We start from the raw sequence: 25,697 nt of genomic DNA, 5'->3' as shown, positions 1-25,697 counted from the left end.
GGGTGGCGTAGCGGGAGGCTCGGCGGTGCGGTTTGCTGACCGCGCGGGCCATGTCCTCGACTTGGCCGCGAGTCGGTTCGTCGAGTCGTCTTGTGCCTCATTCGGTTTCGAGCTCGTCCAGATGCACTCGGTAGGTGCGCCCGAGCACAGCCCGCGTGAACATCCGGCCACGACGCGCCCGCCCTGCCCGACCGTTGACATCCCGTACGCCACATCGGCGTCCGGGGCTCGCGCCACTGTCGGTGGCGGCATCGTGCCGTGGATCGACTACTGCGGAGCCTGCGGGGAACGACAGGGGCGATCAGCGCAACGACAGGGGCGATCAGCGCGCCACCCCCGCCGCCGGGCGCGGCCCGAGGGCCGGAGAGAAGAAGGGAGAACCTAATCGTTTCGTAGGGACGGGTATGAGGCCGGATCGGCCTTGAAGCTTGTTCCTGATGTGGTCTGCCGCCGGGTGACGCCCGTGTGGCTCCCGACGTTCGACGTCTTCTGAAAGAACGGCGCGCCTGACGGCAGACCAGCGTGTGTGGTGGGATTCCGTTGCTCGAGGCCGCCGCAGGGGTGACCGCCTCGAGATGTTCCCGAGCCTTCGAGCTCTTCGACAGAACGCGGTCCTGCGGTGAGCTGGAGTCACGGACGGCTAGTGAGATGACGGACCGCCGAGTCCCGCGATTAGGGTGCCGCGTGACCCCAACCAGGCTCGTGACCAGCATTAACACGGATGAAGGAGGCAACTGTTGGGTGCGTTCTGTGGGATCGACTGGGCCGAATCCCACCACGACGTCGCCGTCATCGACAACGACGGAAAAATCTTGGGCCGCAAAAGGATCAGCGACGACACCGCCGGGTTCACCGAGCTGCTGAACCTGCTGGCCGACACCGGCGACAGCGGCGAGCATCCGATCCCGGTCGCGATCGAAACCGACCGCGGGCTGCTGGTCGCGGCGTTGCGCGCCACCGCCCGACCGATCTATGCGATAAACCCGCTCTCGGCGTCGCGGTATCGCAGCCGACACCAGGTGTCGGGATCGAAATCCGATGCCGCCGACGCGGTGCTGCTGGCAAATATCCTGCGCACCGACGCCGCCGCGCATCGCCGTCTGCCCGCCGATACCGAACTGGCGCAAGCGATTCGGGTGCTGGCCCGCGCTCAACAGGACGCGCTGTGGACGCGTAAACAGCTCGGCAACCAGTTGCGTTCGCTGCTGAAGGACTTCTATCCGGCCGCGCTGCACGCGTTCGCTGATCTGCCCGGCGGCCTGGCCCGCCCCGACGCCCGGGCCGTGCTCGCCGCGGCACCGACGCCGGCCCGCACCGCGAAGCTGACCCGACCGCAGTTGCGCCGGCTGCTGATCAAAGCAGGCCGCCAACGCAACATCGACACCGAGGTCGAGCGCCTGCGCGAGGTCTTGCGGGCCGAACGCCTGCGCCAGCTCCCGATGGTCGAGAACGCGATGGGCACCCAACTCGCGGCGCTCTTGCACATGTTCGACGCCGCCTGCACGGCCGAACACGACCTGGCCGAGGAGACGAAAGCCCATTTCGACCGGCACCCGGACGCCGAGATCCTCACCAGCTTTCCCGGCCTGGGACAGCTCAGCGGCGCCCGGGTGCTCTCCGAGATCGGCGACGACCGCACCCGATTCACCGATGCACGTGGCCTGCGGGCCTACGCCGGATCCGCGCCGATCACCCGCGCCAGCGGCAAGAAAACCCTTGTGCTGCACCGACATATCAAGAACAGGCGCCTCGCCCAACGCCGTGAGTGGTGGTGCGTCGTCCGCGGGGCTGTGACGTCGACGCGGGCATATGCGTTGCGGTGTCGGGTCGTGCTGGCCCGCGCCGAGCCAGGCTGCGTTCAAAACCCATGTGGCAGCCGAGGTGGGCGTGACGGCGATAACCGCGCCCAGTGGCGGAACTGTTTCATTCGAGTACGGGCTGGCCGGTCCGGCCGATGAATCGCGGCCGGGTCTGCCGTCGATCCTCTCGGATCAGGTTTCAGCAGGTGGTCGAGATGACTCTCGAGCAGATACCACGCACCGGTCGCGGTTGTGGATGGCCGAGTGGGCAGGATTGTCGAAATCGACGGTCGGGCGCAGTTGGCGCCGATTCGAGCTGAAACCACATCTGGCGGAAGGTTTCAATATCTCGACCATCCGTTGTTCCTGGAGAAAGTGGTGGATGCTTTTTGTCTGTACTATATTCGCCCGAACGAGCAGTAGTGCTGTGTACGGGCGAGAAGTATAGGATCCAGGCACTGGACCGATCGCGGCTCGTGCTGTCGATGATGCCGGGTATGCCCGTGCGCCGTACCCACGACTACGTCCGCCATGGCACCACCAGTTTGTTCGCCCTCGCAAGAAACCGCTGGTCCAGCAATGGCTGGCCGGGCACTTACGGTTGCACATGGGTTTGACCTCGACAGAATCGCTCTGGATCACGCCAGGTCGAGCGCTGGCTCGAATTGCTCACCCAGCAACTTGCTGCGCTCCAGCGTCCGTAAAAGCGTTGCAGCATTGGAGAAAGACCTCCACCACTGGGCAGTGTATCTGCCACGTACTTCAGACGCAGAACACCGAGTCGTATCCTTCAATGAGTTGGGCCATTCGGCAATGAGCGCCAGGGTCCCTACACCGCTTCGAACTCCGCCCGCGAACCGGTATCGCCGGGCGGAGTTCTTGTGTCGGAATCTGGTGACCGAGTTCGAAGTCGGGTCGGCGACGGTGTCGTTGTCGCGGATAAGTGCGATCGAGATCGATCCGCGAAGGCGCGGTCGGTGCCGCCGTAGTATACGGTGCTGACATTGTGGAGTGCGCGGACCGGATTCGCCGACAGCGGCTGTGGTTTTCATGACAGTTGACAGCGGGGTCCTGGGCGCGGCGGTGACGGAACTCTAGTATGAGTTGAGTGATCTGCGCCCGCGGAAGGCGTCCGTCATTGAGATTCCCCCGCTCGATATGTTCTCGGACGGCGGTGAGCAATGCGTCGAGGGCGTTCTGCCCGATGATGAACAGTGAATTCTCGTGCGGATAGCCTGCCAGCAGGACGCGCTTGCCGATCTGCCAACCGACACGCCGTCGGACGGGCGCCGGAACCGAAAGCCGCGCGTTGCGTGCCCCCGCGTATCCCCACCGCTCCCAGTCCGTACCACCACCAGCCCCGGCGCCTCGAGCCGCAGATTCACGCGAGTGCCCGCTTACCCACGAGTGTTCAGCAGCACCGATCCGGAGACGACTAGCTAGTACTCGAGAGGCCGAAGTCGAAAGGAGCGGCGTCGTCTACCGCTGGGACGGATGTACCGACGGGCCTCAAGGCAGCGGTCAACCCCGAGCGGGGAGAGTCGGCGTTCTCTCCAGGACTATGGGGAGAGTAAGTAACGTTCTCGTGTCCTAGCTGTTGTGGGTCGTGACGTTGATGACGGTGGGTGGTTGAGAAGAGGGCGGGTCTTCGGTCGCACGGGCGGCGGCATACGCGGACTCGAACTCATCGAGGCGCTCCAAGACCAGACGGACGGCCTTCTCACGAACCTCGGGCGGGTAACGCTTCGTCATGACGGGAACCATCTTCCACTAGGAGAAGCGGTCCCCAATCCGTGACGGTTCACCCACCCGCTCCGGTCCGGACGAGTCTTCCGGTCCGGAATACCCGTGAACCAACCCTGACGTGCCGAAACTCGGAAGTGCCTCGGTTCGCTAGGGGGACGTCGCTTGCGTGCTGGTGTCTACTTGACCGGGGCGGGGAGAGGCCATGGCGGGCGAACGAACGAAGCTCAGTGGCGAGCGATCATCGTCAGGCCATGGGTGAACCTCCCGCCTCAACCGCGGGTCGGACCGGACTGATCTATACGGATTCGAGCTCGCAAGCAGAGCGCATAAAAATGCTGCCCAGAAATGAGAAACTCGCCGAGGTTCGCAAACATGATCTGAGTTATAGCGAGGGGTTCTGCTGAAATTCCGCTACAGATTTGTCACGAGACACTATTCATTAGATTTATATTCCTGACTTACACCGACAATTTACTCGGGGAGGCTTGGCGGCAATCGCGAGGGCAAGGCGAGCAGGTGAGACTCGGATTTGGATCACGAAAACCCCGGTAACAGCCTGGTTATGTGATCGGAAATGAAGAACCTTCCCCTCCTTGCATCGGAGGGGAAGATCCGGAAATCGCTCCATTCAACGGTTGTATCCGTCCTGGAGCTGATGCAGAAACTAGGAGAGATTTGCATGAATACAGTTGAACGAGATGGTTCCGCGCGCACCGATGCGGTAATTCGGCAAAATTTTGCCGGTAGCGCCCGCGTCGTCGGGACGCATCGGGCGGGTCGCGGTGCGGGTGATGCCGCGCGTGCGGCTGCCGTCTTCACTACTGCGGCCGCTGTCGTTCTCGGCGCGGCGGGGTTGGCGAACGCGGCGCCGAGCGACCAGCCCGGTGTGACCGGGCCGTCGCAGCAGCAGCCCGGTGTGACGCCTGAGCCGAGAAACGAGCAGGCGGGGGTGTCGACCGCGCCGGTTCCGCCGCCTCGGCCGCAACAGCATTCGCCGCTGGGCGATGCGATTCCGGATCCGCAGACTTACGACCCCACCGAGTACCGCAATCCGCCGAGTCGCTCGGGCGGTGACTACAGCGGCACCGGCGGCACCAACAGTGGCTACGGTGGTTCGCAGACCCGCCCGGCTCCGAGCGTGGTACAGGATCTTCCTCATCTGCACGCACCGGAGCCGGTGACCCCGCCGAAGGTGATCGTTCCGCCTGCCCCCGACAAGCTTGGCTTGGGCGACACGACGATTCCCAAGCCCGATTGGGTGCCGGTGGATGCGGCTTGGAAGATCAACGGGCAGATCGCGGACATGCAGCGCGGGACCAATGCGTTCTTGCAGTCGACAGGGATCAACGCCAAGCGCGCCGATCTGATGTCGGCGGCCATGGTGCTCGGCGGGGTCTCTGGCTTCGCGGTCGGCGCGACTACGGTCGGTATCCCGGTGGCGGTTGTCGGTGCGGTCGGCGGCGGTTTGATCGGCGGCACGATCGGTGGCATCGCGGGCGCGGCCATGGGCACGTTCATTCCGGTGCCGGTGGTCGGCCCGATCACCTCCGGTGTTGCCGGTACCGCTATCGGCGCGGCCGCGGGTGCGGCGGTGGGCGCGGCGGCGCTCGGCGTGCCTGCTGCGTTGGCTGGTGGCGCGGTGGGTGCCGCTATCGGTGCGGTCGGTGGTGCAGTCGCCACTGGAGGCGACGGCTCGGACTACACCCCGCCTCCGCCGGGGTCGCAGGCTCCGCCCGCCCCGGCGCCGTCGTTGCACGATCAGGTGCGCGCCGGGGCCGATGATGCGATCAATTCCGGTGAGCAGGCAGTGAATTGGGTGCAGTCGCAGCCTGGCGGTACACAGGCCCTCGACGGTGCGGTGTCGGCCGGGACGACGGCCGCCGACGCGGTGGCGGCGCATCCATGGGCGTTGCACGCCGCTGATGAGGCGACGCAAGTAGCTCGGCGCGTGGTGGATTCGGCGAAGGCTGCTCCGGCGACTGCGGGGGTGGCTAACGCGGTCTCCGATGTCGTGGCCCAGCAGGCTCCGTTCGCTCCGGGGCAATTCGGGCCGCTCACTGATGCTGCGAACGGCATGCTGGCGGCGGCGGAGCGGGTCGTGCGATGAATGCGCTCTTGCGCGTGGGCGTGGGGGCGGTGACCGTGGCGACGGCGGCCGTGCTGGTTGCCGTTCCCGGCCCCGCTGGCGCGGAACCGTCTTCCAAGAGCGATTGCCCGGTGCTGTACGCGCTGGGTGTGCAGGGCACAGGCGAATCGTCGCCAGACGCGCCCATGACGACCGACACCGGCATGTTGTCCAACGTGTTCACGCCGTTTCAGGCTGAGGCCGAGGCTGCTGGGCTCAAAGTGGCCCGCGAGTACGTGCCCTACGACGCGGGTTTCGGCGGCCTCGTCCCCGGCGGCACTGAGTCTTTCGAACAGTCGGTGAGCAGCGGCAAGGATCGGCTGTCGCAGAAGGTCAGCGAGATCGCCGCGCGTTGCCCGGCGACGTTTTTCGCGTTGGCGGGCTACAGCCAGGGCGCTTATGTGGACTCGCTGCTCGCCCAGGACATCGGGCACGGCCGAGGTCCTATCCCCGCGGACAAGGTAGCGGCGGTGGCGCTGTTCGGCGACCCGACGCGCAACACCGATGCCTCGCCATTCCCAGGTGCGAACGATCGTGAGTCACCGGAGGCAGCTCCCGGCACCACGGGTTCGGCGGTCTCGACTGTCGCGCAGTTGATTCCGGAGAAAGTCACCGGCGGCGGCATCGGTCCACAGCGCGATATCGCGACGGACTTCGGCTCGCTGACGGGCCGGGTCGCAAGTTTCTGCTCTCCGGGTGATTTGGCGTGTGACGCCCCCGATCACGCGCCGCTGCTGCACGCGGTTGCCAATATCGCCGGGCAAAGCCAGTTCGGCGGAGATCCGCTCAAGGCGCTGGGAAGCATCACGCAAGCCCTTGCGATGACCGGCATCAAGACAGCGACGGACGTAATCAACCAGGACATCTCGGGGAATTCGCTGGCCACGCTGAGCCTCAATCCCAAGGAGTCGATCAGCAAGCGCATCGCCGAGGCATCGGACCCGCGGACACCCGTGGATCCGGGGCAGGTCATTCAGGCCCTGTTCAAGGTGGCCACGATCGGCATCAATTCGGCAGTGACCGTGGTCCGGACCCTGCTGACTCCGGCCAACATTGCCGAGATCGCAGCGGCCGGGCTCGCCGATCCTGTGGCGGGCCTGGCGGTTTTCGGCGGCAAGCTCCTCGGGGCGCTGCCGCAGATCATCCCGCCGGCCACGGCGAGCCGCATGGTGCAGCAGACCTTCACGGCATTCGTCGGCAACTTGCAGGACAACCAGGACATGTTGCAGGCGACGACCTGGGTCAAATATTCCGATGTCATTCAGCGGCATGGGTCGTACGCCAACGACCCGGTGAGCGCCGATGGTAAGTCGGCGACGAAGTACGTGGCCGATTGGTTCGTCGCGGCCGCGAAGGATGCTGCGGCGAGCGGCGGCGCCCATGCTGCATCGGATCCGTCGGCCTCGGCACCGCAGTCCACTCCCGCGCCGAGCACCAGCTCGCGGGCACCGTGGACGTTCCAGCTCAATCCATCCAGCGCACCGACCACCTCGGCGCGGTGACTCGGTCCCCCGGTGGACCGGATCCGGGCGGGCCGAACCGAGGCGGGGGCCGGAGTTGGCTCTCCTGGCCCGGCCCCTGCCTCCCTCTCTTTCACACACATAGCTCGCATAGGAGGTGCGCAATGTTGTTCCCGAACAATGGTTTCGACGATGGCAATGCGGTTTCCGGCCCGACGATGGGATGGGACCAATGGCTGCTGCCTGAGCCCACGAAGACAACGGAGGTCGCGCCGGTTCCAGCGGCCGAGGTTGGACCTGTCCGGACCCCAGACGATGCCGAGATGCATTCGGTAACAGGGGATTCGGCATGGTCACAGTGGCTCGACAATTCGGCGCCGGTCGAGCAGGCCACCAGCAGCGCGCCCGCACCGGCCGAGGCCCTGGCGCGTAATCGGTGGCGGCTGGCTTTGCTGATCGGGGGTGCGGGCTTGATCGTGGGTGCGGTGATCGCCGGTTCGGTCGCACTGGTGTCGACGAACACACCGGCTCCGGCACTACCGACACCGGCGGTCACCCCGCCCCCGGCCTCGGTGATCGACCCCGTGCTCGGCGTCGGCCCCGGCTGTGCTCCCACCCGCACTCCGAAGCTGGTGCGAGGCAACGGAACCGGCGGCACCAGCTCCGGGCCGGACGCGATTCTGGCGTTCCAGTACGGCTACTACGGCGCTCGATCGGGTGCGGCCGCCTGGTCGGTGGTCGCGCCGGGCGCGCAGGTGTCGCCGGTGGAGGCGATCGACGCAGGGATTGCGACTGTTCCGCCCGGTACCCGGCACTGCATCACGATCACTCCCGCCGCTGACAACGAGTACGTGGTCGTGATCGTCGAGACCCGCCCGGACAGCTCGGTGCACACCTATCAGCAGCGGGTCACCGTGACGTCCGAGGGCGGCAAGACGCTCATCGCCCAGATTGGACCAGTGCAATGACCAGCGTGGATGCCAACACGGGCAAGACCTTCGCGACTCCCCGAGCCAGCGCCGGGGCGGCACCGGCCGAACGTCGTTCCGAGACGGCGCGACCGGCGGCCGTGCCGTCGCTGCTGCAAATGCCGCGCAGCGGGAATCTGTCGTTCGCCGCCGCTGTGGCTCCGCCGCTGGATCGTCGGCTACCGGTGTGGGAGTCGCCGGTGCGCCACAACCAGCGGCGCGCCCCAGCGGTGTGGCTGCTGGGCGCGCACGGCGGGGCGGGGGTCTCCACACTGGCGCGGATGCTCGCGCCGGCGGGAGACTGCGGCCGCCGCTGGCCCGCCGGTCTCGCCGGTGAATCCCCGTATGTGGTGATCGTCGCCCGCGAAACGATCGAGGGCCTGTCGCGGGCCCATGATCTGCTGCGGCAGTTCCATTGCGGCCTCGCCGGGCGAAACACGGTGCTACTCGGCCTGATCACCAGCGCGCACCAGGGCGGCCGCCAACCCAAACCCATCCGCCGCTACCTCGAGGTCATCTGGGACCTCGTTCCCGAGTCCGGCCGGTGGCGAGTCGAGTGGCAGGGCGACTGGCCGTTGACCGAAATCAAAGACCTTCCGACATGGACCCCGGGCGACGCTCGCCCGGCCAAAGGCGCCGATCCGCTCGCGAGTGTGCGCAGCCTCGGTGAATCACTGCTCGACACTATCCGATCCGCTGCTGCCCCGCAGCACCCCGCAAAAGGAGAAACCCGATGATCACCACCTTGGTCATGCAGAGCACCGATGTGCTCGCGCAGATCGACACCAACCTCACCCCGCAAGCGCCCACGGGCAGCGGCGGATTCGTCATGATCGCCCGAATCATCATGTGGTGCGTATTGTTCGCCGGAATCGTCGCGGTCGTCGTCGGTGGCGGCTGGCTCGCCTGGGAGAAGTTCAACGGCGGGCTGAACAACGCGCCGAAAGTCATTATCGCTGCGTTCATCGGCGGCATCGTCGCCGTCAGCGCCAGCGGGCTGATGAACATGGTCATCTCGGCGGCGCAATCGTGACCGCCCGCGCGCTGGCCAAGCCGCCCCCGGCGGAGGTCACCCAAACGCTTCACACCCTGCTCGAGTTCGGGCTGTGGGTAGCGCTGATGGTGTGCCTGATCTGGCTCATCGTCTCGGGCGGGGCGCTGTGGATGGCCAAGTTTTCCGCTCAGCCGATCGCGGCGCCGATGGGCCGCATCCTCCGCAGCCTCATCGGCGCAGTCATGGCGACGACGGCTGTGGGCTTCGCCGTGACTTTTATGTACGCGGTGCAGCAGTAGAAGCCTGACTTCAGCTTTCACACAGGGAGACTCGCAATGCCTCGATCAATGCGCCGGATGGCCGCCGCAGGCGCGGCCGTCGCGGCCGCGGCGCTATTGAGCGTTACCGGGTGCAGTAGCGCAGGACAGCATAAGACCGCACCACCCAGCCGTCCCGATCCGAATCGCGCTCCCGCCGATGTGCGGTGGCAGATATGGCAGGGGGTTGCACTGCCGATCGGTGCCAAGGATGGCCCGGCCCGGGTCGATGCGGCAGCGACCGGCTATTCGCACACCCCGCAGGGTGCGGCACTGGCCGCTATTCAGAACTCGATCCGGATGGCGCTCGCGCCCGACGACAGCTGGACCAAAGTCGCTGCGCTGTCGCTCGTGCCCGGGCCCGGCAAGGACGCCTGGGTTCAATCACGGGTGCTGGTGTCGATCACCAAGACCGATCCGGCCGTCGCACCGCGCATCGCGGGCTACAAGCTCACCAATTGGTCGCCGGACAAGGCCGCTGTCACCGTCTACACCACCTATCCGGACGCCAGCGTGCTCGCCTCCGACGAGATGGTGACGTGGACGGCGGGGGACTGGCGGCTGTTGCTGCCGGATCCGGCGGCGAAGACGGTCGCCGAGCACGATGTGCCCGCGGTTCCGGCCGACGCGATTCAGCTGGAGGCCAAGCAATGATTACCACCCCGCCCCCTGCATCAGGCTTCTGGGATGTGGTGCAGATGATCTGGATTTCGGGCCTGGTCGTGGGTGCGGTCGCGGCCGTGGGCGTTGCAGCTATTGAAGCGGTCCAGCTCGTGCGCATAGTGATCCACCGCCAATCCCGGGCTACCCGAAATCGGCAGTCGGACAATGAGTGAGGAGACAACTATGAGCGAGACTACCGACCAGAGCTCGGGCCGCAACGGCGGCGGGGCCCGTTCGGCGGGCGTGATCGCGGCCATCGTGTTCGTGGTTTTGCTAATCGTGATGGGCACCGTCGTCCTGGTCACCCGAGGCGGTGACGGCGGTGGGAAGCCGACTACGCAGCCGACCCCGAGTTCGGCGCCGAGTCCCGGCCCCGGCACCGCAATCGGGTTCGGCACTCCGCAGGTCGACCTGTTCGGCCGCCGCATCGACGTGCCCAACAACCGGTATGGTCAACCGCTGGAACAGACTGCGGCGCAGCGCAAGCCAACCGATCCGGATTTGCTGACCGCTGCGCCCGCCGGCACTCGTGGTGCCGAGGCAAAGGGCGGCTGGCAGCGGGTTTTCGGCGCCGTGGTGCCCTTCTCCACCTCGGACGGGCCGACCCGCATCGACAACGGGGTGCCGACGGGGTATGCGCATACCCCGCAGGGGGCGGCGTTGGCCGCTGCGTTCACGCTGTGGGAGCCGGCGGCTCGCCCCGGTGACCGCACGCTACGCGAGCGGATGGTCGTCATGACCCCAGCCGACTTCGCCCGGTTCGACCAGCTCGGGTCATCGGGCGCGCTGCCCGATCAGCTGCCGGAATCAAAGACCCGGTACATGATCGCGCCTGACGCGTTCAAGGTCGTCTCGTGGGCCGGTGACATGTGCGTGCTCGACCTGGCAACGCGAACCGATGCATCCGCGATCGGTTCGCCGCAATGGTTGAGCAATCAGATTGCGATGGTGTGGGACGGGTCGAGCTGGAAGATGCAGCTTCCCGCCGACCAGAAGCTCCCCCAGGAAACTATCTCCAGCCTGACGGGATGGACGCTATGGTGACCTCACTGTTCCGGCCTGCGGTCACTGCGGCGCTGCTACGCCGCGCGGTCGCCCTGGTCGTCATCGTTGTGGTCGCCCTGGTCGGGCCTGCGGCGGTGGCCTCCGCGCAGCCCGCCAGCCCGGGCACCGCCTACGGGTTCAGCGGCCTGTGCGTTCAGCTGCACGACGACTTGGACGATATCGGAATCCCGGGCACACCACTGAATTTGGGCAACGCCGTTTCCGGTGCGTGCGAGGCGGGCAACGTCGCCACCCACCCAGGTGGCACGGTGCAGGCTGTCAAGGACAAGGCGTGGGATTCCACGTTCGGCAAGGTCGTCGATTCGATGCTGACCGGTCTCGGGCAGGCGGTGAGTCTGGGCCTGGCGTTCTGGGCCAAGGTGCCCAATTCGGCGGTCGACGATCTGCCGAGCCTGATGGGCAAAGTGCGCGACTACACCAACGACATCCAGCTCTACATCCTCGCCGCGAGCGTGATGTTCTGCGCGGTGCGCCTGGCGGCCGCGCGAGCGTCGGCGGCCGCCGAGGAAGCCACCGAGGCGTTCCGGGTGCTGGCCCGCACCACTGTTGCCTCCGGGATGTGGGCGGGGTTGATCGTGCTCGGCACCCATGCCTCCGACGCATTCGCCGATTGGGTGATCAACGACTCCACCAACAACAACGCCAGCGGCGTCGCGAAGAACATCATCGCGCCCGAGGCGCTCACCGCCTTCTCACCGGGCTTGATCGTCGTCTTCGCCGTGGTCGGCTTGCTCTCGGCGATTCTGCAAATCGTGCTGGCGGTGGTGCGCCAAGGGCTGCTGGTCGTGGTCACCGGGATTTTGCCGTTGAGCGCGGCGGCATCGGGGACACGGGCCGGGCAGCAGGCCTATCACAGGTTGCTGCTGTGGTCGGTGGCGTTCGTGCTGTACAAACCACTGGCCGCGCTCGCGTACATGATCGCGTTCACGGCCGCGGGCAACAATCCGGTCGATCCCAACGCCAAACCCGACACCGACACCGCCGTGCGAGCGCTCGTCAGCATCGCGTTGCTGTGCTCGGTGGCGTTCGTGCTGCCCGCCATCATGCGACTGATCGCACCAGTGACCTCGATGGGCTCGGGCTCCTCGGGGGCGGTACGCGCCGCGGGCGTTCTCGCCGGCGGTGGCGGCGCCATGGGCATGCTCGGACGGCTGGCCACCGGCGCGGCGGACTCACGCGGGGGCGGCGTGGTGAGCCGCAACCAAGGCGGCGGTGGTGGTGGCGGCGGTACCCGGCCCACCGGAGCCGCTGTCCCGAGCGGACCGACCGGCAGCGGGCCGAACCGAGGCGGATCAGCGGGACCGGCCGGGGCCACGGCGCCAGCGAAAGCTGGGGCTGCTGGCGCGGGCGGGGCGGCAACGAAGGCGGCCGGACCGTACGGGGCCGCGGCAGCCGCCGCCGGGCAGGTAATAGGCGGCGGACTGCGTGCCGCCAATACGACCGGCACGGACCGGAGTCAGGCGGTGCCGCTATGACGACGCAGATACAGCAAACCACCCCCGAGCGTCGCACCTACGGGCTGTGGCAACGGCCGAGAAACGAAGGCCTGTGGGGGCTCGGGTGGGCCGTGACCATGGCCGGATTCGCCGCGATGGTGATCGCCATGTTCGCGGTCATCCTCGGCGGCCCCTTGGCGGGTGCGGTGGTCGCCGTACTCGAACTGCTGATCCTGGCCCCGATGGCGTGGAAGTACGAGGGCCGCACCGGATACGAGCGAGGAATTCAAATGTTGCAGTGGATCCGCACCGTCTTCCGCGGTGAAAACATCTACCGGAGCGGTGTTTTCAGTCGGCTGGGCACCTGTCAGCAGCCGGGCCTGCTGGCCCCGTCCAGGCTCTACGAGAGCCGCGACTCCTCGGGCTACCAGTTCGGCATGGTGCACATGCCCGACTGGGATCTGTACACGGTGGCGCTCCGCTGCTGGCCACAGGGGGCGCGCGCGGTCGATCAGGTCATGATCGACCAGTGGGTCGGCAGCTGGGGGCAGATGCTCGCCACCCTCGGCGGCGCACCCGATATCGAGGCCATCACAGTCGTGGTGGACACGCTGCCTGAAACAGGAAATCGGCTCCAGGCCGAAGTCTCACACCTCTCCCGTAGAAGGGCTCCCGGGATGGCGAAGGCCATGATGGACGAGCTTGCGATGACATTGCCGAGCAACACTGTGCGTCTCGAGGCGTGGTGCAGCGTGACCTTCCGGGCCACCACTCCGCAGCGGCGCAAGGACCCGGCCGAACAGGCGGTCGAGATCGGTCGCCGTCTGCCCAGCATGGTCACCGCGCTCGGTGACGCCGGTGTACGGGCCCGGCCGATGACCGGGGACGAAATCACCGCTTTGAGCCGCCGCGCTTGGGATCCGTCCTCCGAGGCGGCCCTCGAGCAGGCCGCCGAGTCCGATCAATCGCACGGAGTGCAGTGGTCCGATGTTGGGCCGGAAACCCATGAGGAATACAAGGATCGGCTGTATCACGACGGCACGGTGTCGGTGACCTGGGCAATGACGCAGGCACCCGAGGGCAACGTCGACGAGCAGGTACTCAAGCACCTGCTCGAACCGAACGCCGACGTACCGCGCAAGCGCGTCACGCTCGTGTACCGGCCCCACTCGGCCAGTGATGCCGCGCACATCGTCGACAGCGACTACAAAAACGCTCTGATGGCGAGCCAGAGCTCGCGCGGCGTGGTATCCGCGCACGCGCACCTGCGGGTCGCCGCGACACAGCAGTCCCGGGAGGAACAAGCCCGCGGGCACGGTGTCACCAGGTTCGCAATCCTGATCACGGTCACCGAGCGAGCCGGATCGGATCTGCCGAAGATCGACGCCGTAATTCGAGATCTCACCGCGCAGGCCCGGTTGCGGATCCGGCGGTGCTACCGCTACCAGGCGGCCGCGTTCTCCGCCGGACTCGGCACGGGCGTCCTGCTGCCGGAAATGGCGGCAACTCCGCGGATGGTGGCCGAATGAGCCACGTACGCAAGCGCCCGGGTCGCGCGAATACACCCGAGCCCGGCTCGAAGACCCCCGAAGGCGGGTTCGGTCGGAAGCTCCTTTCCGATCAGAAGCGCGCCCGGCTGGAGGAACGTGCGGCCAAAGGACATCCGATGGCCCGGCTGCGCCTGCACATCGACGACAACCGGCGAATGGCCGCGAACGTGCGAGCCACCGACCCGACCGGCGGGCACCGGCCAACGGTGCGCGTCACGAAAACCGGCGTCGTCGGGTTCGGCGGCGGCCGCTCACGGTCGGTGGCCAAGCCGTGCGAGTACCGAGGCACCACGGCCCAGGTCGCCGGCCTGTGGCCGTGGTCGGTCGGCGCGGGCGCACCGGTGATCGGCACCCCGCTCGGCACGCATTTGCACACCGGTGAGCCGGTCTGCTTCGACCCGCTGAACTGGTTCGCCCGCGGCGGGTTCCTCACCGCACCAAGCCTTTTCGTGCTCGGACTCAACGGGTACGGCAAGTCGTCGGCAGTGCGGCGCCTGGTCCTGGGCGGGGTCGCCCAGGGCGTCAAACCGTTGATCCTCGCCGATGTGAAGCCGGACTACCGCGACACGATCGAGGGTGTCGGCGGCCAGATCATCGACCTCGGATACGGGCACGGCAAGCTCAATCCGATCGACGGCGGGGTCATGGGACAGGTCATCCGACGGCTCGTCGATGCGGCCGCGGCCGCCGCCGCAGCAGGCGACGTGGAGCGCGCCCGCGAACTGGCCGAGGAAACCGAGGGCCTGCGCACCGAATTGCGCGCCCGCCAAACCAATCTCATCGCCGGTTTAATCGAGCTGGTGCGCGGGCAACGCATCGCCGATTACGAGGACACGATCATCTCGCGGGCCCTGCGCATCCTGTTCCGGCCGGTCGCCGAGGGCGGACGCGGCTTCACCGTGACCCACCCGCCCATCCTCGAAGATCTCGACAACGTGATCACCGCTGGCGGTCGCGAGCTGCAGCTCGACGCGGCGGCAAGTAACGCCGAGCAATACGAGGCCGCCATCATCCCGCTGCGCCGGTCGTTGCGCGCCCTGACCCAGGGCACCTTCGGCCAAGTGTTCAACGGCCCGACCAGCACACCGCTCGACATCTCCGCGGTCGGGGTGTGTGTGGATGTGAGCCACATCGCCAAAGGCGACAAGAAGCTCAAAGCCGCCGTGATGTTGGCCAGCTGGAACCAAGGGTTCAGCGCGATCGAAGCGCTCAATCTGCTGGCGGAGCTCGGCCTCGACCGGCAACGCTACTTCCAGGTCGTTATGGATGAACTGTGGCAGGTACTCAGCCTCGGCGAATTCATGATTCAGCGCGTCGACGAAGTGACTCGCCTGCAACGCAGCATCGCCACTGCGCTGATCATGATCAGCCACACCATCAAAGACCTTCAGGGCCTCGGCTCCGACGCAGCCGGTAAAGCCCTCGGTTTCCTCGAACGTGCCCGCGCGAAGATGTTTTTCGCACTGCCGTCGGAGGAGATCGCTCGTCTCGACGCGATCGCGCCGTTCACCCAGGCCGAGGCCGCGATGGTCACCGGCTGGTCCTCACCCCAGGCGTTGACCGGCGAGCCAGTTCGGCGCGACGCTGCGCGACCCTTGCCGCCGGGAATCGGCAAGGGCCTGCTCAAGATCAGTGAAGACCGGTCGCCAGGCATCCCGTTCCAGCTGATCCTGACAGAAGTCGAAAGGCGCGCTGGGATTCACGAGACCTCCCACATGTTCAAGACGTTCGGCGAGGACGACGAGCCCGACGACGAGAGGCAGGCCTCGTGAATTCGATTCGCCGGTATGGGCCCGTCAGCGATGAAGTGCGCCGTGCCGCTGTTGCGGCCGCCCGGGCGCTGATGGATGGCGCGAACTGGTCGCGGACACGCGCCGCGCGGGAGGTGGCAGCGGGGTTGTCGGTGCATCCGAACACCGTGAGTAACTGGCTGCGTGACGCCGAGCCGGCCGAACCGTGCGGCACCGTCGCCGAGCTGCAAGAGCAGGTGCGCAGTCTCCAAGACCAGCTGCGGGCCTCGCACATCACGATGCGAGAGCTCGAGCGGCACCAGCCCACCGATGGACGTGCGCGATGAATCGCGTCATCGCCGCTGCGGCAGGCGTTTCCGTGGCGTTCCTCTCGCTGATTCTGATCCTCGTCGTTTTCCTGCTCGACGACGATTTCTCATGCACGCCGGGCGGCCCCACACTCGGTCAGGGCCTACCCGACGTGAACGGAGTCTCGATGGCCGGGCTCAATACCAGCCAGCTGCAAATCGCGAAGCTGGCCGTGCAGGTCGGCGAACAGCGCCACATCACCGAGAACGCAATCAAGGCGGCGCTGCTGGCGGCCGCGCAGGAATCCAGATTCAGAAATTACGGCAATTCCGCTGTGCCGGAAAGCCTTGCAGTTCCTCACGATGGAGTCGGCTCGGACTACGACAGCGTGGGCCCGTGGCAGATGCGCGCGAGCGTGTGGGGCAAGGATGGCATCGCGAAGCTGATGGATCCGTCCTACCAGGTGGATTGGTTCTACGATCAGCTTCAGGCGATCGACGGATGGCAAAGTCGGCCTGCTGACGAACTCGCGGCCGACGTGGAAAATCCACGCGGAGATTTACGGGGCATGTACGGCCCGCATCAAGAGATGGCCGACCAGCTGTACCAGGCGTTCAAGGGTTCCGGCGACCGGGCGGGGCCGGACATGACCGGCGGCAGCTGCGGGCCTGGCGCGGGAACCCAAACTCCACCAAAGGACTTCAACGCGCGCGTCCTCGCAGCAGCACAGCGCGTCTTGGGCACGGAATACGTCTGGGGCGGCGGCGACGCCAACGGCCCCACGGGCGGCGGATTCGACTGCTCCGGGCTTGTTCTCTACGCAGTCGCGCAAGCGTCGAACGGCCAAATCAAGTTGCCGCACTATACCCAGAGCCAGCAGGACGATCCCCGCGGGCAGGTGATCCCCCGCGACGCGATGGCGCCCGGTGACATCATCTACTTCACTTCACCCGGTGCGCACGACAGCCATCACGTCGGCATATACGCAGGTAACGGCCAGATTCTGCATGCTCCGGAGACCGGCGATGTCGTCAAATATTCGCCCCTAACGGCGCTCTCAGGCGAGCAGTGGGACGTCCGGCGCTTCGGCACGGACTCCCCGCCGCCGCCTGCCGCTGACCCCACGAGCACCGGCTCGCCCTCGTCCACCGTTCCGGCTCCACTTCCGGGAGGCCCTCATGATTGATCACCGTACCCGCACCGGCCGCCGCATCCTCGCCTCGGCGGCCGCCGCTCTCGCCACCGCCGCCACCCTCACCGTCGCCGGATGCGGCAACAGTGGGCACAACACCTCGCCCCCGCAGCAGCCGACAGCATCGGTCGTCTCGCCGGCGCCCGCTCCGGCGGGAGTAGACGACCGGCAGCCTGACCAAGTTCTCACCTGGGTCGCCGCTCAGGTCTACAGCTGGCACCCGGCCTCGGATCCTTCGGCAGCCGCAGGTTTCGACCGCGCCCGGCCGCTCCTGGACCCGAAATACATCACCGCAGTGGGCGCGACGGCCGCAGGCCTGGCCAACGTCACCGGCGCGACGTGGGCGCGCTGGGCGACCGACAACGCCACCATCACCGCAACCGCGCGAGTGACCACCGACGACCACCCGGCCGACACCCCAACCACGCGCCAACGGGTCGCCGCTGTCACCCAGCACATTGCCGACCCTGCCGCCACGACGGCCGAGCCGGACCGGACTCTCATCGCCTACATGATCGCCACCCGTGAGCCAGACACCGACCGTTGGCGCGTGTCGATGATCGCGCCCCGCTAATCGCTCGAGAGACAGGAGTTGTCATGACATATCACCGCATCGGTCATGGCCCCCGGTCGGTGCGAACGAGAGGCGGGCGCTGCCACGACTCAGTGAGAGCGGGCTGGCCGACTCGCCCTCACCACTTCGATGCAGAACCTAGTCACCAGTCAGTTGGTACTCGTCACGCGAGAGAACCAGTGTGTCCTCAGGTCTGACGATGTCCACGTAATGGTGACCGGGCTGATCGGAGTCATGCAGGAATCCAAGCTTGTCGATTATTTCAGAGATTTTCGGCAGCTCAAATTTCCAGATCACCTGCCGACGACGTAGTTCGTCCTCCGCGACGCCATCGAGTACAACAATCTCGTGCTCCGTCCCGGAATTTCGAAACGCTGCCCTGCCGTCCCGTGCCGCAAGAATCAGCGCAGATCTGAATGTCTCGGCACCCGATTTATCCATGGACGCCAGCGCGACAGCAGCCCCTCTGAATTCTGGAGCAAGAATAACTTGAATATTGCTCACCATCGTCACTTTCTCGGAGGAAGATCTCCAATGGGAATATCGCGTCCGGGCACTAGTGTTTCAGGCCGCGAGCCGGGTCGCCGACCGTCCACGCTCCTGGGGATGTCAGCCGTTCAACTCGGTGCCGCTCAGCTCAGCGGACGGCACCACGGGTGGCATTGCATGTGCATGGAGGCGATCCGCCAGACCGCGACGCCGTGGCGTGGTCGCGGTTGATCTGGACTCCGTCGTCAAGTACTTGCCGCAGCCATCGCGTGCGAGGTAGTGCTACCTCTAGACGGTTTCGCCGTCCCGGTGATCCTTCGCAAGAAGCCGTCGATCGATAAGCGGTTGAGGATGGGATGTGTCTCGGCGGGGAGATCGTTCCACGCCGCGACGCGCCGTAACGGCTGGTCGTTTGACAGGATTGATGGTTGGCAGCCACGGAATGAAGGCGGACCGCAACAGGGCGAGTTGTTCGTCCCGTTCCCGCAGATCGACCGCAAGGGCTTGCTCGACCTCATAGCGAACCACACGCTCGATGCCACCGATCGCCGCATAGCGCTCGACGGTGAGCATTCCGGTGTCGCCGTAATCCTCGTACAACCGCGACAGCGTCAAAGCCAGCAGTGGCAGAGTGTCGATATCGGCCTGGCTGGGAATCGCAACACCGCCGCCGGTGAGTTCACTGCGTACTATGCCCCCGCTGTCGCTGCGAGGGGTGAAAACACCTCACACGACAAGTCCACCGATGAATTCGGTGCCATGTCGACAGTTCCCGAGCAGCCAGGCCCCGCAGTGGCCGGTTGGGACTGCTGCAAGATCAGGTGACAGTTTCGGTCACGCGGCCTGACTGGCCGGTGGGGTCATGATTGTCTCGTATTCGACCGGCGTCAAACGGCCGAGAGCGGCTTGGTGTCGGCGGCGGTGGTAGGTCCGCTCGATCCACGTGACGATCGCGATTCTCAATTCCTCACGGCTGCCCCAGGATCGACGATCAAGGACATTCTTCTGCAACAGCGCGAAGAAACTCTCCATGGCGGCGTTGTCACCGGCCGCGCCGACGCGGCCCATCGATCCGGCCATGCCGTGACGAGCCAAGGCGTGCACGAACTTTCGGCTCCGAAATTGCGACCCGCAGTCGGAGTGCAGGACGCAGCCGGCCACTTCACCCCGGCGGGCCACCGCGCTGTTGAGCGCGCGAACCGCCAGCGCCGATTTCATCCGGGAATCGATCGAGTAGCCGACGATCCGGTTGGAATAGACATCCTTGACCGCGCAAAGGTAAAGCTTGCCCTCGCCGGTGCGATGCTCGGAAATGTTGGCCAACCACAGCCGATTCGGGGCATCGGAAGCGAAGTTTCGGCGGACGAGATCATCATGAACCGGTGGGCCGGCTCTGCCCTTGCCGCTTCGTTTCTTGCCGAACACGCTCCACCAGCCGTGTCGTGAGCAGATCCGCCAAGCGGTGCGGTCGGTCATCGGTTCCCCGGCGGCGCGGGCCTCATCAGCCAGGAACCGATAGCCGAACTCGGGATCGTCGCGGTGGGCGTCGAACAGGGCGTTCGCACGATAGGCGGCGTCGAGTTCGGCGTCGGTGACCGGTTCTGCCAGCCACCGATAGTAGGGCTGACGTGCCAGTTTCAGCACCCGGCACGTCACCGTGACGGGAATCCCGCCCTCGGCCAGCTCGCGGACGAGCGGGTAGATCATTTTCCCGGCAGGTTCGCCTGCGCGAAATAGGCTGCGGCCTTCTTGAGGACCTCGTTCTCCTGCTCCAGCAACCGGATTCGCCGTTTCGCGGCCCGTAACTCGGCCGACTCACCGGTGCTGATGCCCGGCTTGGCGCCCTCGTCGACATCGGCCTGGCGCATCCACTTCGACAACGTCACGGGGTGGACTCCGAAATCGGCGGCGACCTGCTCGAGGGTCACACCGTCGTCGCGGCTGCGGGCCACGCGCACGACATCGTCGCGGAACTCGCGAGGGTAAGGCTTGGGCACAGTGACATCCTTCCAGCCCACCCGAGGGGCAAGCCAAATCAGTTGTCACCTATCCGCACAGCAGTCCCGACGGTAATTACGCCGGACACGATCGCTGCGGGTACGGGACCGGGACGTTTGTCGTTCATGTCGGGGTGTCCGATCGCTCTCGCGATTCAAAGTCGCGTCCTGGTCTCAGCGTGTTCTCAGCGGCGTTTTGTCACGGTGGTTTTGTGACCAAGTATTCGCTTTTCCTCGGCCCGGACGGGGGTCGGTGGTGACTGTGACTGTTCGGACGACTCTGATGGTGAGCGCCGCGGCGCGGCTGGTGTGTGTGGTGCAGCGGGCGCCGATCAGGTTCGTGGTGGCGTTGCTGCTCGCGGTGTGCGTGGTAGTGCTCACCGTTAGTGTGCTCGGCCACGGCGGGTTGACCGTCTTTGACGGGCCGGTGCTGGACTGGGTGATCGCGCACCGTAACGGGACTGTGACCGTGCTGGCGAAGCTGTTGTCCGATGTCGGTGGCACGTTGGCGATGCTGGTGCTGGCGGTCGTTGCGTGGCTGGTGCTGGTGTGGCGGCGCCGGTTCGTCGCGGCGCTCGCGGTCATGGTGGCTACCGGTGGGGCGGGTGTGTTGGTGGTCGGGGTGAAAGATGTTGTGGGGCGGGTGCGTCCCCCGGTCGCCGATCATTTGGTAACCGAGACCAATCAGTCTTTCCCGTCCGGGCACAGTCTGGGCTCGACGGTCGTGGTCGGTGTCGTCGCGGTGGCCGTGGCCGCGTGGCTGCGGCGGCGCGCGGTGCGTGCGGTGGTGCTCGCGATCGCTGCAGTGTTCGTTGGCGCGGTGGGGATTTCCCGGCTCTATCTGGGCGTGCATTGGCCGACCGACATCGTCGGCGGATGGAGCCTGGGCGGGTTGTGGCTGATCGTCTGTCTGGCCGTGTGCCGTACTCGTCGTGTGCGCCGGCTGTTCGCCAGAAATGAGGACTCCGCGTGCAACATCTGATCCTGTCCTATGGCCTGGTGGCCGTGTTCGTGCTGATGGTCGCCGAGTCGGCGTGTATCCCGATTCCTTCAGAGCTCACCATGCTGCTGGGCGGCGCACTCGCCGCCGGGGCGGTGGCGGGAGCGCATCCGAATCTGATCGCGGTGATCGCGGCGGGCACGCTCGGCAATGTGGTGGGCAGCTATCTGGCGTGGCTGGCCGGACGCTACGGTGGGCGGCCTGTGCTGTACCGGTGGGGGCGCTATCTTCTGCTGCGGGACACCGATATCGAGCGTGCCCAGGACTGGTTCGATCGCCGTGGTGCGGCGGCGGTGTTCTGGGCGCGGCTGCTGCCCGGTATCCGGACCTTCATCTCGTTGCCCGCGGGGATCACCGGTATGCCCGCGCTGCGGTTCGGCGCTTATACCGTGGCGGGATGTCTGCCCTGGACCGCGGCCCTCGCGGTCGCAGGCTATGTCGCCGGGGCGAATTGGCATCGGCTCGAGGACATGCTGCGCGGTCCCAGCTACCTCATCGCCGCCGTGGCCGCGATCGTGATCATGATCGGTGTCGTGGTGGCGCTGCGCCGCGCGCATCGCGGCCGGGCACAGACCGAGGCCCAGGGTTAGCTCGGGCGATCGCCGCCGGTTCTCGCGCTCAGCGTCTTCTCAGCGGTCCCGGTCGATACTGCCGGTGTGTCGGAGGTGCTCGAGCTGGTCAGGTCGGCGGTGTCGCAGGTGTGGGCCCACGCCGATGGCGCCGGGTTCGCTGTGGGCTCTGTGACGGTGGCCGCGTCGCTGGCCGGGTGGTCGCTGGCCGGACGTCGCGGTGACCAGAGCGCTCGTGAGCAGCGAATGATGTTGCGGCTGACCGCGATCGCGATCGTATTCGCGGCGGTGACCGTGCAGGTCGAGCGCGCGGGGTGGATCACGCGCGGCGATCCGGTGGTGTTGTCGTGGTTCGCCGGGCATCGCTCTCCCGGCTGGGCGGTCGTGGCCGCCGGGATCGAACAGTGCAGCGGCGTCATCATCGCGGTTCCGGTCGCGATCGTTCTCGCGTTCGGGTTCGCCGTCGCTGAGCGGCGCCGGGCGGCGGTGGTGCTGCTGATCGCTGTCGGTGCGGCGACGGTCGCGAGCCGACTTGTCAGCGAGGTCGTCGACCGGCCCCCGCCCGCCGCGTTGCGCTGGCTCGATGTGGTGAATCCCGATGCGTATCCCGCGCAGCCGATCAGCTGCGCGACAGCGTTGATCGCGTCGTTGACGTGGATCTACCTCACCTCGCACCCCTCGTGGGCGCGGGCGACCCTCGCGTGTGCGATGTCGTCGGTGATCATCGCGACGATCGCCGCGGCCGGTCTCTACGTCGGCGTGCACTGGGCAACCGATCTCGCGGCCGGAGTCTTGATCGGTGCGGCCGCGACGACCACGGCGGTGGCGCTGGTGCGGATCGGTGCCGTTGCGGCGGATTCTGCGGTGCGGGTCCGGGTCTGAGGCGATAGGCACCCGAGCAGGTTTCTCAGCGCTGTCACAGCGTGGGTTCGATACCGTCACCGGCCATGACGGAGTCGACGAAACCGCAGGACGCAAGGGCTGGGCGCATGCTGAGCAAGGTGCCCGAGGTGACGGTGTGGTTCTGGATCATCAAGATCTTGTGCACCACGGTCGGCGAATCGTTCGCCGACTGGATCAACACCTCCCTCGGTGCCGGGCTGAACCTGACCGCGCTGATCTTCACGATCGTGCTGGCCGTAGTGGGAGGTTGGCAGCTGTGGCTGGATCGGTATGTGCCCGCGGTATATTGGCTCACCGTCGTCGTGCTCAGCGTGACCGGCACCCTCTACACCGACATCCTCACCGACAACCTCGGCGTCCCACTCGCCGTCAGCAGCATGGTGTTCGCCGCGGTGCTGGCCGTCGTGTTCGGGGTCTGGTACGCGCGGGAGCGGACCCTGTCGATCCACAGCATCGTCACCACGCCCCGCGAATTGTTCTACTGGCTCACGGTTCTGGTCACCTTCGCCCTCGGCACCGCGACCGGCGACTGGACGCTCACGGTGACCGGCTGGGGGCCGGGTGTGTCGGTGCTGCTGCCCGCGGCGTTGATCGCCGCGATCGCGCTCGGCCGGCGGTTCGGCGCGAACGCGGTGCTGTCGTTCTGGCTCGCCTACATCCTCACCCGCCCACTCGGCGCGAACCTCGGTGACTGGCTCGCCTCCCCCACCGTCGACCACGGACTCGGCCTGGGCACCGGGTTCACCAGCATCCTATTCCTCGCCGCGATTCTGGCCACCGTCGTCTACCTCACCTACACCCGCGTCGACGTCATCACCGACGCCCCGCACACCTCCCGCCCCGGCGTAGCAGTGACCTCTGCCAGTCCGATCCGTGAACGCGTCATGCTCGGCTATTACACCGCGGTCGCGATCCTCGCAGCGATCCTGCTGGGTTGGGCCGCCACGCAACCACACACCGCGTCCTCGGCCGCCGACGAGGAAAGCGGCGCATCGATCACAACCGCACCTGTCGCCCCCGGGCAGACGACCACGCATTTCCCTGCCGCGGAAGTCGCGAAGTTCCGCACCATCATCGGCGACACCCTGACCAGAGTGCAGGCCGGCAGCCAGGCCGGTGCGAAAGCGCGCATCACCGACCTCGAAACCGCGTGGGACGGAGATCAATCCACCCTGCAGCCCCTCGATGGACGCGCCTGGGAAATTCTCGACGGCCAGATCGATGCCGCACTGAAAGCCGTCCGCGCCGCCCGCCCCGACCCGGCCACCGAAATCCGAACCCTCACCACGCTGCTGGCCACACTCGGTTGACCCCGGCGTCCTGGCCCGAAGGTGGGCCGGAATCCGCCCGGTCACCACCTGGCCGCCCCCACAGGACGCGCCGAATCACCGTGCGCCGGTCAACGATCCGCGCCGTCGCGAAGTCTCCGCAACGGTCGACCTCAAACCGCGGACCGGGACTGTGCCAGGCCGCGCCGGTGAACGAGGTTGTCTGCGGTCAGGGCAAGCGCCAGGCGCAGCCTGTGTACGAATCCGGCCATGTCCGGCTAGGCGATGAACCCGATATCGGGCAGCCCGTAGTAGGATGCGGTGAACCCGAATCCGGAGACGAACAGCCCGCCGTAGTGCCGTGCGGCCAGCGACGCCGAATTCAGATCGTAGATCCCGATCAACGGTGTGGTCGCACGCGTATGGATATCGCTGCGCAACTCATTTCCGTAGTCCATGCATCAACTCCTCGACAAGACGTGCCGACAATGCCCGGAGGCCACCAGACCCCCGCAAGCGAGTGAAACCCGGTGACGCAGTGAACTTTCCGGTTCAACCATCGAACCGACGCACTGTGATTTCGCTGAGGAACCAACTCCACCGAACGCTGCAATCGGGGTTTACGGTGTGCTAGCGACAGGGGTCTCAGCGTGCTCTCAGCAACCGGCTGGCAGTCTGGCGCCGCGTCTCCCTCGGATCGGTTCGGCGGAAAGAGAGCAGCGGATGACCACAACTATGTCTCGTGACTACAAGTTGCCTCAGGTGACAGCGGGTTTCTGGGTATTGAAGATCGCGGCGACGACGCTGGGCGAGACCGGCGGAGACCTGCTCGCACAGACGCTGCGGCTGGGGTATGCGGCGGCGTCGGCGCTGTTCTTGGCGATCTTCGTGGTCGCGTTGCTGACGCAGTTGCGGGCGCGGCGCTTTCATCCGGGCCTGTACTGGACGGTGATCGCCGCGACCAGCACCGCCGGAACGACGATCTCCGACCTGCTCAACCGCGGGCCGGGTTCGGGCACCTTGACCGACGGCGGACTCGGCTACGGCGGCGGCGCCGCGATCCTGATCACCGGCCTGGCGATCGTGTTCGTGGTCTGGAAACTGAGTGGGCAAACCTACGATGTCTCCACGATCACCACCCTGCGCGGCGAAATCCTCTACTGGGCAGCCATTCTGTTGTCCAACACCCTGGGCACCTCGGTCGGGGACTATCTGTCCGACAGTTCCGGTCTCGGATACTGGGGCAGCGCCGCGCTGATCGCGACCGTCATGGCCGCGATCCTCGCCGCCCACTACCTGACCCGCCTGTCCGGAGTTCTGCTTTTCTGGGCTGCGTTCATCCTCACCCGTCCCCTGGGCGCCACGGTCGGTGACCTACTGTCCAAACCACCCACCAAGGGCGGCCTGGGATTCGGCACCTGGGGCACCAGCGCCGTCCTGGCGCTTGTCCTGGTGATCGGCGTCGCCTACCACCACAACACGCGACGCGGCGCCCCCGAAGACCTCGACGCAGCCACCGATCTCGACACCGTGTGACCATGCC

At 66.5% G+C, this 25,697-nt stretch carries 25 protein-coding genes; 20 read left to right on the top strand and 5 right to left on the bottom strand.

Annotated features, from left to right (window positions below):
• The first annotated feature begins 737 nt into the window (after window positions 1–737).
• Window positions 738–1,958 (top strand): IS110 family transposase, encoded by a 1,221-nt coding sequence (locus ACFYTQ_RS35445; RefSeq protein ID WP_387370396.1) that lies wholly within the window; start codon window positions 738–740, stop codon window positions 1,956–1,958.
• 1,431 nt (window positions 1,959–3,389) lie between these two features.
• On the opposite strand, the gene ACFYTQ_RS35440 is transcribed toward ACFYTQ_RS35445, so the two are convergent.
• On the bottom strand, window positions 3,390–3,551 hold the full coding sequence (locus ACFYTQ_RS35440) for a hypothetical protein (protein ID WP_387370394.1): 162 nt from the start codon (window positions 3,549–3,551) through the stop codon (window positions 3,390–3,392).
• A gap of 568 nt (window positions 3,552–4,119) precedes the next feature.
• Between ACFYTQ_RS35440 and ACFYTQ_RS35435 the strand changes: the two genes are divergently transcribed.
• The 14 genes from ACFYTQ_RS35435 to ACFYTQ_RS35370 all read left to right on the top strand — a co-directional run bounded on the left by ACFYTQ_RS35435 (window position 4,120) and on the right by ACFYTQ_RS35370 (window position 17,928).
• Window positions 4,120–5,652 (top strand): hypothetical protein, encoded by a 1,533-nt coding sequence (locus ACFYTQ_RS35435; RefSeq protein WP_387370392.1) that lies wholly within the window; start codon window positions 4,120–4,122, stop codon window positions 5,650–5,652.
• Window positions 5,649–7,172 (top strand): cutinase family protein, encoded by a 1,524-nt coding sequence (locus ACFYTQ_RS35430; RefSeq protein ID WP_387370390.1) that lies wholly within the window; start codon window positions 5,649–5,651, stop codon window positions 7,170–7,172. The genes ACFYTQ_RS35435 and ACFYTQ_RS35430 overlap by 4 nt, the downstream gene beginning before the upstream one ends.
• 122 nt (window positions 7,173–7,294) lie before the next feature.
• The gene (locus tag ACFYTQ_RS35425; protein WP_387370388.1) at window positions 7,295–8,098 is read left to right on the top strand and encodes a hypothetical protein; all 804 of its coding nucleotides are present in this window, start codon (window positions 7,295–7,297) and stop codon (window positions 8,096–8,098) included.
• Window positions 8,095–8,835, top strand: coding sequence for a hypothetical protein (locus ACFYTQ_RS35420; protein ID WP_387370386.1), 741 nt, complete (start codon window positions 8,095–8,097; stop codon window positions 8,833–8,835). The genes ACFYTQ_RS35425 and ACFYTQ_RS35420 overlap by 4 nt, the downstream gene beginning before the upstream one ends.
• Window positions 8,832–9,131 carry a hypothetical protein gene (locus ACFYTQ_RS35415; protein WP_387370384.1) on the top strand — a complete coding sequence of 100 codons (300 nt, stop codon included), beginning with the start codon at window positions 8,832–8,834 and terminating at the stop codon, window positions 9,129–9,131. The genes ACFYTQ_RS35420 and ACFYTQ_RS35415 overlap by 4 nt, the downstream gene beginning before the upstream one ends.
• Entirely contained in the window at window positions 9,128–9,391 is a 264-nt protein-coding gene (locus ACFYTQ_RS35410; RefSeq protein WP_387370382.1) for a hypothetical protein, read from the top strand. The genes ACFYTQ_RS35415 and ACFYTQ_RS35410 overlap by 4 nt, the downstream gene beginning before the upstream one ends.
• 57 nt (window positions 9,392–9,448) lie before the next feature.
• Window positions 9,449–10,063, top strand: coding sequence for a hypothetical protein (locus ACFYTQ_RS35405; RefSeq protein WP_387370380.1), 615 nt, complete (start codon window positions 9,449–9,451; stop codon window positions 10,061–10,063).
• Between the two features lie 192 nt (window positions 10,064–10,255).
• Window positions 10,256–11,116: a hypothetical protein gene (locus ACFYTQ_RS35400; RefSeq protein WP_387370378.1), complete on the top strand. Its 861-nt coding sequence runs from the start codon at window positions 10,256–10,258 to the stop codon at window positions 11,114–11,116.
• Complete coding sequence (locus ACFYTQ_RS35395) at window positions 11,101–12,612, top strand: hypothetical protein (protein WP_387370376.1); 1,512 nt, start codon at window positions 11,101–11,103, stop codon at window positions 12,610–12,612. The genes ACFYTQ_RS35400 and ACFYTQ_RS35395 overlap by 16 nt, the downstream gene beginning before the upstream one ends.
• Window positions 12,609–14,102, top strand: a complete 1,494-nt coding sequence (locus tag ACFYTQ_RS35390; RefSeq protein WP_387370373.1) for an SCO6880 family protein — start codon at window positions 12,609–12,611, stop codon at window positions 14,100–14,102. The genes ACFYTQ_RS35395 and ACFYTQ_RS35390 overlap by 4 nt, the downstream gene beginning before the upstream one ends.
• Window positions 14,099–15,895 carry a hypothetical protein gene (locus ACFYTQ_RS35385; RefSeq protein WP_387370370.1) on the top strand — a complete coding sequence of 599 codons (1,797 nt, stop codon included), beginning with the start codon at window positions 14,099–14,101 and terminating at the stop codon, window positions 15,893–15,895. The genes ACFYTQ_RS35390 and ACFYTQ_RS35385 overlap by 4 nt, the downstream gene beginning before the upstream one ends.
• Entirely contained in the window at window positions 15,892–16,200 is a 309-nt protein-coding gene (locus ACFYTQ_RS35380; protein WP_387370367.1) for a transposase, read from the top strand. Before ACFYTQ_RS35385 ends, ACFYTQ_RS35380 begins: the two co-directional genes overlap by 4 nt.
• Entirely contained in the window at window positions 16,197–17,348 is a 1,152-nt protein-coding gene (locus ACFYTQ_RS35375; protein WP_387370364.1) for a C40 family peptidase, read from the top strand. The genes ACFYTQ_RS35380 and ACFYTQ_RS35375 overlap by 4 nt, the downstream gene beginning before the upstream one ends.
• Window positions 17,341–17,928: a hypothetical protein gene (locus ACFYTQ_RS35370; protein WP_387370361.1), complete on the top strand. Its 588-nt coding sequence runs from the start codon at window positions 17,341–17,343 to the stop codon at window positions 17,926–17,928. Before ACFYTQ_RS35375 ends, ACFYTQ_RS35370 begins: the two co-directional genes overlap by 8 nt.
• 138 nt (window positions 17,929–18,066) lie before the next feature.
• On the opposite strand, the gene ACFYTQ_RS35365 is transcribed toward ACFYTQ_RS35370, so the two are convergent.
• The 3 genes from ACFYTQ_RS35365 to ACFYTQ_RS35355 form a co-directional block, all read right to left on the bottom strand.
• Window positions 18,067–18,441: a hypothetical protein gene (locus tag ACFYTQ_RS35365; protein WP_387370358.1), complete on the bottom strand. Its 375-nt coding sequence runs from the start codon at window positions 18,439–18,441 to the stop codon at window positions 18,067–18,069.
• Window positions 18,442–18,705: 264 nt separating this feature from the next.
• The gene (locus tag ACFYTQ_RS35360) at window positions 18,706–19,017 is read right to left on the bottom strand and encodes a hypothetical protein (protein ID WP_387370355.1); all 312 of its coding nucleotides are present in this window, start codon (window positions 19,015–19,017) and stop codon (window positions 18,706–18,708) included.
• Window positions 19,018–19,251: 234 nt separating this feature from the next.
• Window positions 19,252–20,414 (bottom strand): IS3 family transposase gene (locus ACFYTQ_RS35355; RefSeq protein ID WP_387370353.1). Its coding sequence is split into 2 segments (ribosomal slippage): window positions 19,252–20,127 and window positions 20,130–20,414, totalling 1,161 coding nucleotides; the frame shifts between segments, so codons are not numbered across the junction.
• A 283-nt stretch (window positions 20,415–20,697) separates the two neighbouring features.
• Between ACFYTQ_RS35355 and ACFYTQ_RS35350 the strand changes: the two genes are divergently transcribed.
• From ACFYTQ_RS35350 to ACFYTQ_RS35335, 4 genes are all read left to right on the top strand, one after another.
• Window positions 20,698–21,396, top strand: a complete 699-nt coding sequence (locus ACFYTQ_RS35350; protein WP_387370350.1) for a phosphatase PAP2 family protein — start codon at window positions 20,698–20,700, stop codon at window positions 21,394–21,396.
• Window positions 21,384–22,004, top strand: a complete 621-nt coding sequence (locus ACFYTQ_RS35345) for a DedA family protein (RefSeq protein WP_387370348.1) — start codon at window positions 21,384–21,386, stop codon at window positions 22,002–22,004. The genes ACFYTQ_RS35350 and ACFYTQ_RS35345 overlap by 13 nt, the downstream gene beginning before the upstream one ends.
• Before the next feature lie 66 nt (window positions 22,005–22,070).
• Window positions 22,071–22,865 (top strand): hypothetical protein, encoded by a 795-nt coding sequence (locus ACFYTQ_RS35340; protein ID WP_387370345.1) that lies wholly within the window; start codon window positions 22,071–22,073, stop codon window positions 22,863–22,865.
• 65 nt (window positions 22,866–22,930) lie between these two features.
• The gene (locus ACFYTQ_RS35335; RefSeq protein ID WP_387370342.1) at window positions 22,931–24,196 is read left to right on the top strand and encodes a hypothetical protein; all 1,266 of its coding nucleotides are present in this window, start codon (window positions 22,931–22,933) and stop codon (window positions 24,194–24,196) included.
• 236 nt (window positions 24,197–24,432) lie between these two features.
• Here the strand turns inward: ACFYTQ_RS35335 and ACFYTQ_RS35330 are convergent, their stop codons facing one another.
• Entirely contained in the window at window positions 24,433–24,612 is a 180-nt protein-coding gene (locus tag ACFYTQ_RS35330) for a hypothetical protein (RefSeq protein WP_387370340.1), read from the bottom strand.
• 265 nt (window positions 24,613–24,877) lie between these two features.
• Between ACFYTQ_RS35330 and ACFYTQ_RS35325 the strand changes: the two genes are divergently transcribed.
• A complete protein-coding gene (locus ACFYTQ_RS35325; protein WP_387370337.1) occupies window positions 24,878–25,690 on the top strand; it encodes a hypothetical protein in 813 nt (270 codons plus the stop codon).
• Window positions 25,691–25,697 lie beyond the last annotated feature (7 nt).

It is taken from the genome of Nocardia sp. NPDC004068 (genome assembly GCF_042874315.1).
In the GTDB taxonomy this organism is placed as follows: domain Bacteria; phylum Actinomycetota; class Actinomycetes; order Mycobacteriales; family Mycobacteriaceae; genus Nocardia.
The sequence above is the reverse complement of the archived record's forward strand: the minus strand, read 5'-3'. Positions and strand labels throughout refer to the sequence as shown.